Genomic DNA, 16,576 nt, shown 5'->3' with positions numbered 1-16,576 from the left:
AATGCAAAAATTATTTTTAACTTTTTTTTATTCAGGTTCTATAAAAAAGGCAAGTGGGACTTTTGGTACTATCGCTGCTTTAACACCTGCTTTTTTTATACTTAAATATCTTGGGATTAATACTTTGTTTTTACTAAGCATTTTAATTTTTGTTGCAAGTATTCGTGTTATAGATGATTATGAAAAAAAAACAGGAATTCACGATGATAAACACATAGTTATCGATGAAGTTGCTGGGGTTTTTCTTGCTTGTGCTATTGCAGCAAGTGCTGAAAACTCGATAGTCAATTTTATTTTGGCTTTTGTTTTATTTAGACTCTTTGACATTACAAAACCTTCTATTATTGGCAAGATAGATAAAAAAGTCAAAGGCGGACTAGGTGTAATGCTTGATGATATGCTAGCAGGATTGTTTGCTGGACTTTTAAGTGCGGTAATTTATGGATTTTTACTCAAATTTAATTTAGTTTTTTGGGATATAAATTTAAAAGATTTATTTTGAAATTTTGCTTAAATTAATGAAATTTTAAATTTTATTCTTATATAATTTAGTCTTTAATTTCAAAAAAGGAAAATATAAATGGCAAACCATAAATCTGCTGAAAAAAGAGCAAGACAAACTATTAAAAAAACAGAAAGAAATAGATTCTATAGAACAAGACTTAAAAATATAACTAAAGCCGTAAGAGAAGCTGCAGCAAATGGAGATAAAAATGCTGCTAATGAAGCTTTAAAAGTAGCTAATAAAAGCATTCATGCTATGGTAAGTCGCGGTTTCATTAAAAAACAAACTGCTTCTCGCCGTGTAAGCCGCTTAGCCCTTTTAGTAAATAAAATCGCATAATTTTCTATATAGTTTTTAATGTTAGCTAGCAAACTAGATCCTTTTTTAAAACGCTTTGAAGAGTTAAATTCTCTTCTTAGCAGTTCTGATATACTCAACGATATCAGTAAAATGACTACACTCTCTAAAGAACAAAAAAATTTAGAACCTATCGTTTTAAAAGCTAAAGAGTATTTAAAAACTTTAGACAATATAGAAGAAAATAAAGCTTTGCTAAACGATCCAGAACTTGGGGAACTTGCAAAAGAAGAACTAAAAATTTTAGAAGAATTAAAACCAAAACTTGAAGAAGAGATTAAAATTTTACTTCTTCCTAAAGATCCCAATGATGAAAGAAATATTTTTCTTGAAATTCGTGCAGGCACAGGTGGCGATGAGGCATCTTTATTTGTAGGAGATCTTGTAAAAGCTTATGCAAGATATGCTGAAAATCGCGGCTATAAACTTGAGATTGTAAGCTCTAGCGAAGGAAGTGTAGGTGGATTTAAAGAAATCATCATGCTTGTTAAAGGAACAGGGGCTTATTCAAGACTTAAATATGAAGGTGGAACGCACCGTGTTCAAAGAGTTCCTCAAACAGAATCCCAAGGACGCGTGCATACTTCTGCTATCACCGTGGCAGTAATGCCAGAAGTTGATGATATAGAAATCGAAATCAATCCAAACGATCTTAAAGTTGATGTTATGCGATCTTCAGGACATGGTGGACAAAGTGTAAATACTACTGATTCGGCTGTTCGTATCACTCATATCCCTACAGGTATAGTTGTAGTCAATCAAGATGGAAAAAGCCAACACAAAAATAAAGAAAGTGCGATGAAAGTCCTAAAAGCAAGGCTTTATGAAATGCAAGAGAGTGAAAGACTAGCAAAAGAAAGTGAAGCAAGAAAATCACAAGTAGGAAGCGGAGATAGAAGCGAACGCATTCGCACTTACAATTTTCCACAAAATCGTATCAGTGATCATAGAATAAATCTTACTTTATATCGCTTAGATGCCATTATGCAAGATGGGCTTTTTGATGAAATCATAGAACCTTTAATCACTCATCATCAAGCCCAAGCTTTACAAGAACAAAATTTATAAGATTTTATACAAATTAATGCTTATGTGGGAATTTATGTGGATTTCCACTAGCACCTACATGTGTAACATTTCCATTTTCTATATCATAAGCTTGACCAAAACCTTTTACAAAGCGTCCTTTTTTAAATTCAAGCTTTACTAGATGAAAATCAAGCATCTTGCGTATAGTTTTAATGCCTCCTTCTCCTCCGGTTTGTTTTTCAAACTCATCATAAATTTGATCAAATCTTTCACCTCTCTCCAAAAAGCTTGCATTTACTCTATAGCGCAATCTTTTGCGCAGTATAACAGAAGCAGCTTTACTCTCATCCTCTAAAAACATTATTTCTATATTGTTTGGATTTACTTTGATGTTGTTAAAATGTTCGCTTACTTCACTTATATAAATATAATTTCCCCATTGTGTGCTTACAAAAGGTGCATACGAGCAAACAACTTCTCCATTTGCATTTAAAGTTGCCAAAGCTACAGAATTAAAACTTAGCATAAATTCATTTAATTCTTTTTCTACGCCACTAAAATTTTGCTCGCTCTTTGCACTCATGCAAAGGGATATTATAGTATCTTTAATCGTGTTTTCATCGGCTTTTTTAGGAAATTCCACTCGTAAATTTTCTTTATCATTGTAAACAAGATCCAAGCCATTAAAATCAACACTTTTTAGAAAAACATCTTGCACTTGCTCAATACCACCAAATTTTTTACAAAGATCAACTAAATTTGATTTATGATGATCATTCATATGAGAAATAATGCTTTCAAAATTCATTTTTATCCTTTCTTGATTTTAAAATAAAATATTAAAAAAAATGGTATCAATTATCAAATTAAAAATAACTTAAAATATATAAATTATCTATTTTAACAAAAATTTATACTAAATTAAGTTAATAATGGATAAATTTAGTTCTAAATTATTATGATATAAATTATCATTATTTATTTTATTTAAGGAGTAAAATTTGCATCCAAATAAAAAAGCTTTTAAGTTATCTTTATTTGCATTATTGCTAATAACTAATTTAAATGCACAAGAGTCAAATGAAGCTATTAAATTACAAAAAGTTGTTGTTAGTGCAACAGGTTTTGAGCAAGATGCAGACTCAAATTTACGCAATGTAATCAGCATAGAAGGCAAAGATCTGCAAAATAAAGGTTATGTTTCCTTAGAACAAGCCTTAGAAAGAATTTCAGGCATTAGTTTTGTAAATTTTGGACTTGGACGCAATATAGATATGCGTGGACAAGGAGATAAATCCAATATAGCTGTAAAAGTTATGATCGATGGGCGTGCTATTAATATTCTTGATAATTCCCATGGTGTAACCCCGCTAGATAGTATCAATTTAGATAATGTAGAACGCATAGAAATCATACCTGGAGGTGGGTCTGTGCTTTATGGAAGTGGTACTAGAGGGGGTGTGATTAATATCATTACAAAAAAACAAAAATCAGATGCTTTTGCTATAAATTTAAAAAGCAGTGCTTATGATCATGGTGGAATAGGTGGAAATTTAGGTATCAATGGCGCCAAACAAATAAATGAAAATTTAGCTTTTAGCTTTGATATACAAAGTTTTAATCTTGATGGATATCAAGAAGGTTATAATGAAAAAGGTTATTTTATCAACACAAAAACCTATATTGATATCAATGATAATAGCGATTTAACTTTGGGGTATAATTATTTTAAAAGCAAAAATACCAGCAGTGGCTATCTAACAAAAGCACAAGCTCAAAGCGATCCAACTCAAAAAGGCAATAGTGACAATATCACACAAATCAATCGCCCTGAAATTTCTTTGGATTATCATTACTATTTTGATGATATATGGGAATTTAACCTAGAAGCTTTTTGGCAAAATCAAAAGATCAACTATCTAAAAGATGTTTCTGAAATGAGCTCTATGGGGCTAAGCGTCCCTGTATATCAAAATGGAAGTGGTTTTGAAGACACGCTTACAGGGATAAGTTTAAAAAACAAACTAAATTATGCAAATAATTCTTATTTTATTTTTGGTTATGAATTTGCAAACCATGATGCAAAAAGAACAAGCATTATTCATTATGATGTAAATGCCGGCAAATTTCAAATGAGTCACACCATGACAACGCTTATGGATATGGATAAACAAAGCCATTCTATTTTCGCTCTTGATTCTCATGAATTTAACGATATTTTTAGTATTTCAGGTGGAGCAAGATATGAATATAGTCTTTATGACACAAATAGAAATTACACTAGCAATATGGTTATATCAAACATTCCTAAACCAAGCACTCCAGAACTTTTTTCAACCGATGATACAAGTCATAACTTCGCCTTTGAAATCACTCCAAATTTTAAATACTCAGACACAGGAAAGCTTTATATCAAATACGAAAGAGGTTTTGTCTCTCCAAGTCCAGCACAATTTGTCAATAAGGATAAAATTTCACAAAAGTATTATTCTGCAAATTTAAATCCTGAGATCTTTGATACCTTTGAACTAGGAATTGATGATTTTTGGTGGGATTTTTACGGCTTTAATCTAACTTTATTTTACACCCTAAGCAAAGATGAAATTTCTTATCTTGGAAACCCTCATGCCACAGGTGGAGGATTTTGGCAATATTATAATATAGATCAAACTCGCCGTTTAGGAGTAGAATTAAGTCTGAGTCAAAATTTTTTAGATGATGATTTAATCTTTAGAGAAAGTCTAACTTATCTTGATGCTAAAATTTCTAAAGGTGTTAATGACGGCATGAGAATTCCTTATGTTTCAAAAATCAAAGCCACAGCTGGGCTCGAATACGCTTGGAATAAAAATTTCTCAAATTTTATTGATTTAACCTATTTTTCTAGAGCAAAAGATGGTGGAACTATAGATGAAAATACAGGAAAAATGTCTAAAAATTCTTGGATAAGGGATTATTTTTTAACAGATATTGGTATGAAATATAATTATAAAAAATTACAAATTTTAGCAGGAATTCGCAATCTTTTCGATAAAAGATACTACACATACCAAGACAGTATAAATGATCAATACCTAGTTGGGAATGGCAGAAACTACTATGTTGAATTTAAATACGCATTCTAAAATTTTAGTGATTATAGGGCTTTTGGTAGCTTATATAATCGCTTCTTTTACAGCACTTTGCTTAGGAGATAAGAATTTAAACCCAAAAGAACTTTTTTCATATATCTTTAGCCAAGATGAAATTTTAAGACAAATCATCATAGATGGACGCTTGCCACGCATTATAATGGCGATTTTAATCGGTATGCTTTTAGCTAGTAGTGGGGCTATCACTCAAAATGTATTTTCAAATCCTATAGCCGATCCTTATATCATAGGTATAGCTTCTGCGGCAACCTTTGGTGCGGTTTTGGCGTATTTGTTAAAATTGAATGATTATTATTATGGAATTTTAGGTTTTGTTTGCTCTGCCTTTTTTGCTCTAGGGGTTTTTAAAATTTCTTCTAAAGCTTCTATAGCAACTTTACTCATTATCGGCATAGCAGCTTCATCTTTTTTAGGGGCTTTTACTTCTTTTTTCACTTATCTTATAGGCGAGGATTCTTTTAAAATAGTCGCTTGGCTTATGGGAAATATAGGCAATGCTTCTTGGTTTCGTGTGGGAATTTTAATCTTGCCTTTAATTTTTTGTTTGTTTTATTTTTACGCTCATAAAAACGAATTAAACATACTTTTAAGCGGAGATGATGAAGCTAGAAATCTAGGGGTAAATGCTCAAAAATTAAAAATAAATTTACTCATTGTCTCATCCTTAGCTGTATCTTTTGCGGTTGCTTTTAGCGGACTTATAGGCTTTGTTGGACTCATCATTCCTCATACTATAAGACTTTTGCTTAAAAATTATAATAATGCCTTAGTTATCCCTTTATGTACAGCATTTGGAGGATTATTTTTACTTATTTGTGATACTTTAGCAAGAACTCTTTTAGCTCCTGTGCAAATTCCGATTGGAATTTTAACTGCATTTTTTGGAGCTCCTATTTTTTTATACTTAGCTTTAAGCGCTAGGAGATTTTTATAATGCTAAAAATACATAATTTAAGCTTTGCTTATCACCAAAAAGATTTACTAAAAAATATTCATTTAGAACTTAAAAACCAAGCTTTTATAGGAATTTTAGGGCCAAATGGCTCAGGCAAAAGCACTCTTTTAAAACTTATACTTAAAAATTTAAGTCCAAATAAAGGAGTGATAAGTCTTTTTAACACAAATATCAAGGATTTTTCTCTTAAAGAATTTGCCAAAATTTGTGGCTTTGTGCCTCAAAAATCAGAATTAAACACCCCTTTAAAAGTCATCGATGTGCTTTTAATGAGTAAATATGCGAATTTAAAACACGCTTTTAGTTCTTATTCTAAAGAAGATATTTTAGAAATTAAAGAATTTGCTAAGGATTTAAGACTTGAAAATTTTCTAGAAAGAAGCATACTTTCTTTAAGCGGAGGTGAATTTCAAAGAATGCTTTTAGCAAGAGCTTTGCTTAAAAAGCCAAAAATTCTTTTTTTAGATGAACCCACTTCAGCCCTTGATTTAAACTATGCTATAGAGCTTTTAAACCTTTGCGAAAAACTAATTAAAGAAAAAAATATAGCCGTTGTTGCTATCTTGCATGATTTAAATTTAGCTTCTATATTCTGCGATAAAATCCTTTTTTTAAAAGAAGGGGAGATAAAGTATTTTGGAACGAGCAAAGAGCTTTTTACTCAAGAAATTTTAAAAGAAATTTATGATTTAAACTGCGAGATTATTTATAAAAATTCTAAACCTTATATTTTAGCTTTAAAGGAGAAAAAATGAAAAAAATTTTAATTATTATGAGTTTGTTTTTAATCGCACTAAATGCAAAAGAACGCCTTGTAGTGCTTGATCCTGCAAGCATAGAAACCCTTTTTATGCTTAAGGCTGAAGATCAAATCGTAGGCATTGCCACTTTACAACACTCAAATATCTATCCTAAAGATCAAACCTCAAAACTTACAAGCGTAGGCACTTTTTCAAATCCTTCACTTGAAAAAATAGTAGCACTAAAACCAAGTTTGGTGATTTTAAGCTCTTATTCTTTAAATTTAGAAGAAGGACTTAAAAATTTTGGTATCAAAAGTATCAATTTAAAAGCCGAGCGTTTAGAAGATATAACAAAAAATATCACAACCTTAGGCCAAATCACCAAGAAAGAAAAAGAAGCAGAGCTTTTAAAACAAGAATTTACCCAAAATTTAAAAAAAATAAGCGATAAACCCCTAAATAAAAGTGCGATTTATCTTTATTCTAGCAACCCTTTAATGGCCTTTAATGATAATTCTTTAATAGCTGATATTTTAAGACTTATAGGGATTAAAAATTTAAGTCCGCAAAGTCAAATTTCAAGACCTGTTATATCAGCAGAATACATACTTAAACAAAATCCAGATATACTCATTCTTGGAATGGATGCCAAAAATAATCTTTTAGATACAAATGCTTTATTGAAAAATACCAAAGCAGTTAAAACAGGAAGTATTTATTTTAACAAAGATACACATATATTATTACGCCTTAGTCCTAAGATAATAGATAGAATTCAAGAATTTAAAACAAAGCTAGAAAATAACAATTTTTAATCACCCAATCTTGCTTTAAAAAATTCGCAAGTTTGACAAAGTTTTTCTATGCGTTTATCTTCTTCAAAAGCTTTTTTCATCATCTTTATACGCGGTGATTTAAAAAGCTTATCAAAGTTATTTTCAAAAACATTTCCTAAGTTAATATCTGCTTTAGTATCCAAACAGCAAGGCACTAAACTTCCATCACTTAAAATCCCAATTTGCTCTTTTAAAGCATGGCATTTTCCTTTTTTATAAAGGGGTTTATCTTTTAAATTTGGCCATTTAAAAAGTTTATTTTGATGAAGCAAAATATGTCTTTGCAAGCGATTTTTACTTAAGCTTGCATTGATCTTGGCTTCAAATTCTTTGGCTAAAAACTCATAAATTTTTAAATTTGACTTAGGTGCTTTAAAATTAGCATCTAAATTCCAAAGTCTTAGATTGATAAAAGAAAGGCTTTTTTGCTCTAAATGCTTTTTGCAAAGTTCTAAAATAGGCTTAAAATACTGTTCTAAAGAAATTTTGCTTTGACTTAAAAAAGACATTAAAGAAATATTGATTTGATGGATATTCTCATACCCTAACAATAAAGCTTGATTTTTAGAATTTAGATAAAAGCCACTTGTAGTGATTTCAAGTTTCATAGCTTCACCTTTTGCGATTTTTAGATAATTTTCCAAATTAGGTAAAAGCAAAGGATCACCCAAAAGATGAAAGGTAAAAAGCTCAGCTTTATTAGAAATTTCATAAGCTAAGTTTTGAAATTTTTCTTCACTCATTACCCCGCGAATTCCTTTTTGAGAAGGACAAAAATCACATTTTAAACCACAAATATCGCTTAATTCTATATATATTTTTTTAAATTTCATTATATTTCCTAGAGTAAACATTTTACCAAAATTTATGAAATTTATTAAAATATGTAACATTTTTATCGATATTTTTATCTTTTTTATTTCTCTTCTTTATTTTTAAATATATTAAACAAAAATCACACTATACTTAAATAAAAATCTAAAATTAAGGAAGGGTTTATGCAAGAGCTTACTCGCACGAAAAAAATTCGCTCTATTATTGCTGCAAGTAGCGGAAATTTAGTAGAGTGGTTTGATTTTTATATCTATGCTTTTACAGCAACTTATTTTGCTCATACTTTTTCAACTTCAGATAATCCTGTTATCCAGCAAATCAATGCCTTTGGGGTTTTTGCAGCAGGATTTTTTATGCGTCCTATAGGCTCTTGGCTTTTTGGCTCTTTAGCTGATAAAGTAGGTCGTAAAAAATCTATGGTTATATCAGTGGTTTTAATGGCTTTAGGCTCTTTTATGATAGCAGCCTTACCAAGCAAAGATACAGTGGGCGATCTTGCTATTATCTTGCTTTTAATAGCAAGACTTATTCAAGGTCTTAGTGTAGGCGGGGAGTATGGCATAGCAGCTACTTATCTTTCAGAACTTGCTACGGAAGGAAAACGCGGTTTTTACTCATCTTTTCAGTATGTAACCCTAATAGGTGGTCAACTTTTGGCCGTTGCAAGCATTAGTATAATGTTTTTATTTTTTAGCATTGATGATATGAAAGATTATGCTTGGAGAATACTTTTTGTAATAGGCGGAATTTTAGCACTAGGCTCGCTTTTTGTAAGAAAAATGATGAATGAAAGTGCTACAAAACTTCACCAGCATGAAGATCGTGGTACTTTAAAGGCATTATGCAAATCTTGGAAACCTTTTTTAATGGTACTTGGAGTTACCTCTGGAGGTTCTTTAGCTTTTTACACCATTACAACTTATACTAAAACTTTTATGGAAAATACGGGTATGGATAAAATGCTTGTTAATAATCTTTTCTTAGGTGCTTTATTTATACTAATGATCATTCAACCTCTTTTTGGATATATAGGAGATAAAATAGGTCACAAACGATCTTTAATTGTATTTTGTATTTTGGCATTGGTAGGAATTTATCCTATTTTTTCACTTATAGCCAATAACGCACAAAATAATCCTTCTTTGACATTTATGTTGGTGGTATTATTGTTTGTTATTTTAAGTTTTTATACTTCAGTTGCTGGGATTTTTAAAGCAAAACTTTTTCCTGAACATGTAAGAGCTTTAGGGACAGGTTTGGGTTATGCTATTTCAAATGCTGTTTTTGGAGGATCTGCTCCTTGGGTTGCTTTACAATTTAAAAATGCAGGTATAGAAAATGGCTTTTTTATATATATAGCTATTTTTACAATCATCATGCTTATAGCTACTTTATGTTTGCCTAAAAAATCAGAGCTTAATTAATTTTAACGCTTTTAAAGAAAGTGCCGAAAGTGCGGTACTTTCTAACTCTTTTAAGGTTTTAAATTCATAATTTTTATTTTCATTGTTTAAAATTTGATGATAAACCTTGATATTAAGTTTATACTTAGTATAGCTGTGCTTAAACTCCCCTACAAAACCCATATCTTTAGAAAGTTTATACTCTCCTTCTTTAAAAAAAGGAAAATTATACATACCCTTATAAAGCTTATCTTGGCTTTGCCCTATGGCAAATTTTTTATTAAATTCAAACAAAAAAAGATTTAAATTTACACTCTCATAAAGTATTTTTTTAGCTCTTGGATAAAGCTCTGTATGAAATTTGCCTTGGCAAAAATCATACAAAGGACAAATCCCACACTTTGCATTTTTACTCACACAAACCAAAGCCCCTATATCAAGCAAGGCTTGGTTATGATCAAAAGCATGATTTAAATTTAAAAGCTCTTTAGCTCTTTTTTCAAGTTCTTTCATGCTAGGATTTTCTAAAGCAAAAAGACGAGAAAGCACACGGCGTATATTACCATCAACAAAAGAAACCTTTTGATCATAACCAAAACAAGCTATAGCACCTGCTGTATAAGCTCCTATACCGCTTAATTTTTTTAGATCCTCAACTTCTTTGGGTAATTTAGCTTCAAACTTATCCACACATTCTAAAGCTGCCTTTTTTAAATTTCTAGCACGAGTGTAATAACCAAGTCCTTGCCAAGCCTTTAAAAGCTCATCTTCATTAGCATTAGCCAAACTTTCTAAAGTAGGAAATTTTTGCAAAAAGGGGAAATAAAACCTTTCCAAAACTGATTTAACTTGAGTTTGCTGAAGCATAATTTCGCTGATATAAACTCCATAAGCTCTATCAATATGCTTTAAACTTTCATCACAATTTTGACTTTGTAAATTACGCCAAGGTAAAGTTTTGCGTCCATTTTTTTCATACCAAAGAAGTAAATTTTCTTGTAGTTTTTCAAGCTCTTTTTTTTGCATAAATGAGAGTATAACAAAAAATTTTAAAATTTTTTGCTAAAATTAGCTCAAATTAAATTATTAAGGATATCCATGTTAGCTTTTTTTAAAGGTTTAGGTATAGGTTTTTTATGTTTATTACTTTTTGTTGCAGGAGTAGTTTTTAATGTAGAATTTTTAGGCAAAAAAGACTCTAATCATGATTTATATTTTTCAAGAAATATAGAAGTAAGCAATACACTAAAACCCGATATTTTATATGCAAATATTAATTTTTGGGCAAATGAAAATTTAAGCTCAAAAATCACATTAGACGATAGTGAAAAAGCCGAAATCACAAATACTTTCAATCAAATTTTAGAACGCTCAAAAAAAGAAAATTTTTGTAGCGGAGGAAGTTTTTCTTTAGAACCTAATTTTTCCTATAAAGATGGTATACAAACTCCAAAAGGTCAAAGATTTGATGCGAATTTAGAATGTGAATTTAAAGAAAACCAACTTGCAGATTTTAACAAGCTTTTAAATGACATCAATTCTATCATAGCTAAAAATAATTTCATCAGCGTTTCAACACCAGCCATACAAACAAAATTTTCAAAAGATACACTAAACAACAACAAAGAAAATCTCTACAAAGAGCTTTTAAAAACATCATACGAATATGAAAAAACTTACTCTTTAGATCTTAATAAAACTTGTGTATTGAAAAATTTACAAGTAAATGCCAATGCCAATATCGCACCTAGAATGCTAAATGCAAAATCTGATAATATAGAACTTTCATCTCCAATTATCGGCGAAAAAGAACAAATTTTAAGTGCAAAAGCTTTATTTATTTGCAAATAACTTAAGGCAAAATAAACTCCTTTTAAGTTTATTTTGCTATACTTTTATCTTCAATTCTTTCAGAAATTTATGCGGGAATAGCTCAGGGGTAGAGCACAACCTTGCCAAGGTTGGGGTCGCGAGTTCGAATCTCGTTTCCCGCTCCATAATCACCCGCCCGGGTGGTGGAATTGGTAGACACAAGGGACTTAAAATCCCTCGGAATTTTTCTTCCGTGCCGGTTCAAGTCCGGCCTCGGGCACCACTTTTTCAACATTATCAGGGCGACATAGCCAAGCGGTAAGGCATGGGCCTGCAAAGCCTTGATCTCCGGTTCGAATCCGGATGTCGCCTCCAAAAAGGCAAAACTTTACTTTATCGGGAGATGGCTGAGTGGTCGAAAGCGGCGGTCTTGAAAACCGTTGAGGGTCACACCTCCAGGGGTTCGAATCCCTTTCTCCCGGCCACCAAAACTTTCTAGTTTATCAAGCTTATGTCATTCCTAAAATTATAAAGGATGCTACAGATGAAAAATAATTTCGGTCTTACTATTTTTGTTATATCCTAAAAAACTTAGAAAAACTATGGTTAATATAACTAAAAATAAGAAATACAAATGGAAAATTTAGAATTTATTATCTTAAAACAAAAATATAAAATTTTAAAAATATGTCAAATTTTAAAATACAAGGTAGCCAAATGAAAGAATTTTATATGAATTTAGCTTTAAATGAGGCTTGGAAATATCAGTTTTTAACCTATCCGAATCCGGCTGTAGGCTGTGTAATCTTAGATAAAAATGAAAAAATTTTAGCCATAAAAGCTCATGAAAAAGCTGGATTGGCTCATGCAGAACTTAATGCCATAGCTCATGCTTTTAAAAGTTTAAGACCTGAAATTTCATTGCCTAAAGAAGCAAACGCTTTACATGAGTTTATTTGCAAAAACCATCAAGGTGTATTTAAAGATAGTATAGCTTTTGTAACACTTGAACCTTGCTCTCATCAAGGAAAAACGCCTCCTTGCGCAAAACTCTTTAGCGAGCTAGGTTTTAAAAAAATTTTCATCAGCGTTAAAGATGAAAATAAAATCGCAAGTGGTGGGGCTGAATTTTTAAAAAAACAAGGCATAGAGGTTGAATTTGACATACTTAAAGAAGAAGGAAAAAAACTTTTAAAACCTTTTTTAAAATGGCAAAAAGGGCAATTTAAACTTTTTAAATTAGCCCTTTCTATGAATGGCTCGCCTCTTGGCAAAATCGTAAGCAATGATCTAAGTCGCACTTATACACATAAAATTAGAGCGGTGATTGATTTGCTTGTAGTCGGTGGAGAAACCATAAGAAAAGATCACCCTATACTAGATGCTAGGCTTTGCAAAGCAAAAGCGCCTAATCTTTGTATCTTAAGCCGTCAAAATATAGATAATTTTGATAAAAATATCCCTTTATTTAAAGTTCCAAACCGCCAAATTTATACCCAAATTCCAAGTGAAGCTAAATTTTTAATGTATGAGGGTGGAGAAAATTTTCTCAAAATCTTTAAAGATGAAATAGATATGTTTTTGATTTTCCAAAGTTCAAGTTTAAATGATGAAAAAAATGTTACAATACCTTTAAATTTCAAGCCACTTTATAGGAATTTTTTAGGGAGCGATACTTATGGCATTTATGAACTTTAGTGGATTTTTTTATGCGAGAAATGATTTAAGATTATTTAAAATAGAAAAGAAAAATGAATTAAAATCCTTTTTTTACAAAGACTACACCTTATCAAGCTATAAAGATGCTTTAAATTTAAACAATGAAATCTTTTTTTATCAAAGTTTAAAAGAAGGCTTATTTAAAGAAAATGATGAAATTTTAGTTTCAAATTTGGGTAAAAAGATCATACTTTTTAGAAATTTCACTCAAAATTGCGATAATTTTAATGAAGCAAAATTAAAACAAATATTGCTTTTATTTTTTTTATTATTAGCGAGTGTATTTTTTGCAAGTTTGGCTATGATTAATGAATTTGGAGCCATAGATCTTGTTTTTTTAATGATTTGCTTATTGCTTTTAGTGATGGGAGTAATTAATCTTGGCTTGCTTTTTAAGCAAATTCGTATTCTTAAAAGTTTTTCCAAAGAAGAAATGAAAGAATTTTTAAGTCAAAGAATGAAAAAATACACTAAAGTGTAAAAACACTTTAGCATACTGTTTTTAAATTTGTAGCAAGACCACCTAAAGAAGTTTCTTTGTATTTATAATTCATATCTTTTCCTGTTTCATACATGGTTTCTATAACCTCATCAAGGCTTACCATAGGAGTAGATTTACGTGTCATTGCCATTCTAGCAGCACTTATAGCCTTAATAGCTCCAAAGGCATTTCTTTCTATGCAAGGAATTTGCACAAGCCCTGCAACTGGATCGCAAGTTAAACCTAGATGATGTTCCATTGCCATTTCAGCAGCGTTGCATGCTTTAAAAGCATTAGCCCCTAAAACTGTTGCCATAGCCGCAGCTGCCATCGAACTAGCACTACCAATTTCTGCTTGACAGCCTGCTTCTGCTCCGCTAATACTTGCATTTTTCTTATAAAAAGAACCTATAAGCATTGCTGTTAATAAAAACTCTATAGCCTTTTCATCGCTAAAACCTATAGTATGATTTTTAAGATAAAGCATAACAGCAGGGATAACAGCACATGCTCCATTTGTTGGCGCGGTTACAACTTTTGCTCCGCTAGCATTTTCTTCAGCAATCGCAATAGCATATAAAGAAATAAAATCTATAATGCCCATAGGATCAGCTGTCATCGCCACTCTTTCTTTAAGTCCTTTGGCTCTACGCTTTAAATGAAGTTTTCCAGGCAAATAATCTTCATTTGGATGCGTACCATTATAATACACTTCTTGCATTACTTCCCAAATTTCAAGACAATAAGCACGAATTTCCTCTTTAGTGTGAAATTGCAATTCATAACGATAAGAAAGCTCTGCTAAATCCCAATCTCTTTTATCGCAAAGCTCTAAAGCTTCTTTTGCATTGTTAAGCTCTATATCTAGTTTTTTCTTTTTATTTTGGTTGGAATTTTTACCTTTTTTTTCTAATTGTGCAGCTGTTAAAACAAAGCCTCCACCTACAGAATAATAAGTTTCTTCATCAACTAACCCACCTTTACAATCATAAGCTTTAATCTTCATACCATTCTCATGTAAAGGTAAAAAATCTTTGGAAAATATCAAATCTTTTTCATAATTAAAACAAAGTTTTTTCTCACCACAAAAATCAATTTGAGCATTTTCAATAGCATTTTTATTTACTTCATCTTGTATTGCTGCGCTTAAATTTTTAGCTTCTAGGCCATTTAACCCCCAAATTACAGCCTTATCACTCAAGTGTCCTTTACCTGTTAATGACAAAGAACCATAAAGAGTAACCTCAACTCTATCAATTTCATCAAGCTTTTTAGCAACTTTTTTACAAAATAAATTTCCGGCAAGCATAGGCCCTAAAGTATGAGAAGAAGAAGGACCGACACCTATTTTAAAAATGCTTAAATTACTCATTTTTTATCCTTAATTTATAAAAGATTGTGAATTGCAGCAGAAATTGCAACTATTCCCATTACCAAAATAAAAAGATCTAAAAATTTATTACGAAATCTTGCCAAAATATCAAAACGATAAATACAATAAAGCGGCATCAAGAAAAGCAAAATAGCCAAAACAGGACCACCAATAGCCTCAATAATTCCTATAACACTTGGATTTTTATACGCAACAAGCCAAGCGATAACAAAGGTAATGATCGCTGTTAAAGTTTGAGCGAATTTACCTTGAATTTTACCATTACTTGCTTTATATAAAATACCGTTTAAGCCTTCTTGAGAACCAAGATAATGTCCTAAGAAACTTTTACTAATGGCCACAAGTGCAACAATAGGCCCAACATAAGTCAGCAAAGAAACTTCAGGAAATTTATTTGCTATAAAGGTAAGAATATTGATATTTTGATCTTTTGCTGATGCAAAATCTTCTGGTGTAAAAGTTAAAGCGCAAGAAAAAACAAAAAACATTACAACAAAAACCATAAGAATAATTGCCAAAGAAATAATTTTTCTAGCGCGAGGTTCAGCATAATCACCATATTCTTTTTTACAATAACAAGCAAGTGAAGAAATAATAGGAGAGTGATTAAAACTAAATACCATCACAGGAATAACAAGCCATAAAGTAACCCAAAAATTACTTGTTGAAATTACGGAAAAATCAACATTTGTAAATAATGATGAATTCCATTGTGGAATTAAAAGCAATGAAAAAATAAATAAAAATATAATAAAAGGAAAAACAAGAAAACTCATTGCTTTTGTTACAACATTTTCACCAAGAATAGAAATCAAAACCAAAACTCCAACAATCAAAAAACTCACCCACCAACGAGCAGCATGAGTAAGATCTGCATTGAAATTAAACTGATTGATTAAGAACTCAAGCAAAGTTGTTGTAAGATTAGCACTATAAACCAATAAAATAGGTAAAATAGCAAAAAAATACAAAAGTGTAATTAAAAATCCACCGCCCTTGCCAAAATAACTTTCTGCAACAAAAGTAATATCATCTTTTGGATTAGAACTTGAAAGCACAAAGCGACATAAATTTCTATGAGCTAAGTAAGTCATAGGAAAAGCTAAAACAAGTATAACTAACAAAGGTATCAATCCACCAAGCCCAGCACTAATAGGTAACAAAAGTACACCGGCTCCAATAGCTGTTCCAAAAAGAGATAAAACCCACCTTGTATCGTGACTAGTCCATTTAGGAGTATTCATTATTCTTCCTTAAATTTAAGATTACATCTCTTTTATTTTAGCAAAATATTTATAAATAATTATTTTTTAAAAAAAATATTTTAAATCTTATGTAACATTTTGTAAATTTAATT

At 30.8% G+C, this 16,576-nt stretch carries 16 protein-coding genes and 4 tRNA genes; 15 read left to right on the top strand and 5 right to left on the bottom strand.

Features of this window, described 5'->3' with window-relative positions; translation table 11 throughout:
* Position 1: 1 nt before the first annotated feature.
* The 3 genes from AJ932_RS09570 to prfA all read left to right on the top strand — a co-directional run bounded on the left by AJ932_RS09570 (position 2) and on the right by prfA (position 1,930).
* The gene (locus AJ932_RS09570) at positions 2 to 502 is read left to right on the top strand and encodes a phosphatidylglycerophosphatase A (RefSeq protein ID WP_070277967.1); all 501 of its coding nucleotides are present in this window, start codon (positions 2 to 4) and stop codon (positions 500 to 502) included.
* 78 nt (positions 503 to 580) lie between these two features.
* Positions 581 to 844: a 30S ribosomal protein S20 gene (rpsT, locus tag AJ932_RS09565; protein ID WP_002856547.1), complete on the top strand. Its 264-nt coding sequence runs from the start codon at positions 581 to 583 to the stop codon at positions 842 to 844.
* 18 nt (positions 845 to 862) lie between these two features.
* Positions 863 to 1,930 (top strand): peptide chain release factor 1, encoded by a 1,068-nt coding sequence (gene prfA / locus AJ932_RS09560; RefSeq protein WP_002862254.1) that lies wholly within the window; start codon positions 863 to 865, stop codon positions 1,928 to 1,930.
* Positions 1,931 to 1,943: 13 nt separating this feature from the next.
* On the opposite strand, the gene AJ932_RS09555 is transcribed toward prfA, so the two are convergent.
* Positions 1,944 to 2,699: a HugZ family heme oxygenase gene (locus tag AJ932_RS09555; RefSeq protein ID WP_002862255.1), complete on the bottom strand. Its 756-nt coding sequence runs from the start codon at positions 2,697 to 2,699 to the stop codon at positions 1,944 to 1,946.
* 193 nt (positions 2,700 to 2,892) lie between these two features.
* Here AJ932_RS09555 and AJ932_RS09550 point away from each other — a divergent pair, with 193 nt between their 5' ends.
* From AJ932_RS09550 to AJ932_RS09535, 4 genes are read left to right on the top strand one after another with little or no spacing between them, the layout of a single operon-like run.
* Positions 2,893 to 5,016: a TonB-dependent receptor gene (locus tag AJ932_RS09550; RefSeq protein ID WP_070248922.1), complete on the top strand. Its 2,124-nt coding sequence runs from the start codon at positions 2,893 to 2,895 to the stop codon at positions 5,014 to 5,016.
* Positions 4,991 to 5,977, top strand: coding sequence for a FecCD family ABC transporter permease (locus AJ932_RS09545; RefSeq protein ID WP_070277969.1), 987 nt, complete (start codon positions 4,991 to 4,993; stop codon positions 5,975 to 5,977). The genes AJ932_RS09550 and AJ932_RS09545 overlap by 26 nt, the downstream gene beginning before the upstream one ends.
* On the top strand, positions 5,977 to 6,753 hold the full coding sequence (locus tag AJ932_RS09540; RefSeq protein ID WP_044794091.1) for an ABC transporter ATP-binding protein: 777 nt from the start codon (positions 5,977 to 5,979) through the stop codon (positions 6,751 to 6,753). The genes AJ932_RS09545 and AJ932_RS09540 overlap by 1 nt, the downstream gene beginning before the upstream one ends.
* Positions 6,750 to 7,556: an ABC transporter substrate-binding protein gene (locus tag AJ932_RS09535; RefSeq protein ID WP_002862258.1), complete on the top strand. Its 807-nt coding sequence runs from the start codon at positions 6,750 to 6,752 to the stop codon at positions 7,554 to 7,556. The genes AJ932_RS09540 and AJ932_RS09535 overlap by 4 nt, the downstream gene beginning before the upstream one ends.
* Here AJ932_RS09535 and AJ932_RS09530 read toward each other — a convergent pair.
* Complete coding sequence (locus AJ932_RS09530) at positions 7,553 to 8,410, bottom strand: radical SAM/SPASM domain-containing protein (RefSeq protein ID WP_002862259.1); 858 nt, start codon at positions 8,408 to 8,410, stop codon at positions 7,553 to 7,555. The genes AJ932_RS09535 and AJ932_RS09530 overlap by 4 nt on opposite strands.
* 165 nt (positions 8,411 to 8,575) lie before the next feature.
* On the opposite strand from AJ932_RS09530, the gene AJ932_RS09525 reads away from it, so the two are divergent.
* On the top strand, positions 8,576 to 9,835 hold the full coding sequence (locus AJ932_RS09525) for an MFS transporter (RefSeq protein WP_002851199.1): 1,260 nt from the start codon (positions 8,576 to 8,578) through the stop codon (positions 9,833 to 9,835).
* On the opposite strand, the gene mutY is transcribed toward AJ932_RS09525, so the two are convergent.
* The gene (gene mutY, locus AJ932_RS09520; protein ID WP_002868837.1) at positions 9,821 to 10,840 is read right to left on the bottom strand and encodes an A/G-specific adenine glycosylase; all 1,020 of its coding nucleotides are present in this window, start codon (positions 10,838 to 10,840) and stop codon (positions 9,821 to 9,823) included. The genes AJ932_RS09525 and mutY overlap by 15 nt on opposite strands.
* Positions 10,841 to 10,912: 72 nt before the next feature.
* On the opposite strand from mutY, the gene AJ932_RS09515 reads away from it, so the two are divergent.
* The 7 genes from AJ932_RS09515 (at position 10,913) to AJ932_RS09485 (ending at position 13,826) form a co-directional block, all read left to right on the top strand.
* Positions 10,913 to 11,665: a hypothetical protein gene (locus tag AJ932_RS09515; protein ID WP_070277971.1), complete on the top strand. Its 753-nt coding sequence runs from the start codon at positions 10,913 to 10,915 to the stop codon at positions 11,663 to 11,665.
* Positions 11,666 to 11,736: 71 nt separating this feature from the next.
* Positions 11,737 to 11,811, top strand: a tRNA-Gly gene (locus tag AJ932_RS09510).
* Positions 11,812 to 11,820: 9 nt separating this feature from the next.
* A tRNA-Leu gene (locus AJ932_RS09505) sits at positions 11,821 to 11,909 on the top strand.
* Positions 11,910 to 11,927: 18 nt separating this feature from the next.
* A tRNA-Cys gene (locus AJ932_RS09500) sits at positions 11,928 to 12,001 on the top strand.
* A gap of 22 nt (positions 12,002 to 12,023) precedes the next feature.
* A tRNA-Ser gene (locus AJ932_RS09495) sits at positions 12,024 to 12,111 on the top strand.
* A gap of 202 nt (positions 12,112 to 12,313) precedes the next feature.
* A complete protein-coding gene (gene ribD / locus AJ932_RS09490; RefSeq protein ID WP_074470060.1) occupies positions 12,314 to 13,324 on the top strand; it encodes a bifunctional diaminohydroxyphosphoribosylaminopyrimidine deaminase/5-amino-6-(5-phosphoribosylamino)uracil reductase RibD in 1,011 nt (336 codons plus the stop codon).
* Positions 13,305 to 13,826, top strand: a complete 522-nt coding sequence (locus tag AJ932_RS09485) for a hypothetical protein (RefSeq protein WP_002862267.1) — start codon at positions 13,305 to 13,307, stop codon at positions 13,824 to 13,826. Before ribD ends, AJ932_RS09485 begins: the two co-directional genes overlap by 20 nt.
* Before the next feature lie 7 nt (positions 13,827 to 13,833).
* Here AJ932_RS09485 and AJ932_RS09480 read toward each other — a convergent pair whose 3' ends face one another.
* Positions 13,834 to 15,198 (bottom strand): L-serine ammonia-lyase, encoded by a 1,365-nt coding sequence (locus AJ932_RS09480; protein WP_002855898.1) that lies wholly within the window; start codon positions 15,196 to 15,198, stop codon positions 13,834 to 13,836.
* Between the two features lie 14 nt (positions 15,199 to 15,212).
* A complete protein-coding gene (locus AJ932_RS09475) occupies positions 15,213 to 16,463 on the bottom strand; it encodes an aromatic amino acid transport family protein (RefSeq protein WP_002862268.1) in 1,251 nt (416 codons plus the stop codon).
* Between the last annotated feature and the right edge of the window lie 113 nt (positions 16,464 to 16,576).

The organism is Campylobacter sp. BCW_6873 (genome assembly GCF_001762365.1).
In the GTDB taxonomy this organism is placed as follows: domain Bacteria; phylum Campylobacterota; class Campylobacteria; order Campylobacterales; family Campylobacteraceae; genus Campylobacter_D; species Campylobacter_D jejuni.
The sequence above is the reverse complement of the archived record's forward strand: the minus strand, read 5'-3'. Positions and strand labels throughout refer to the sequence as shown.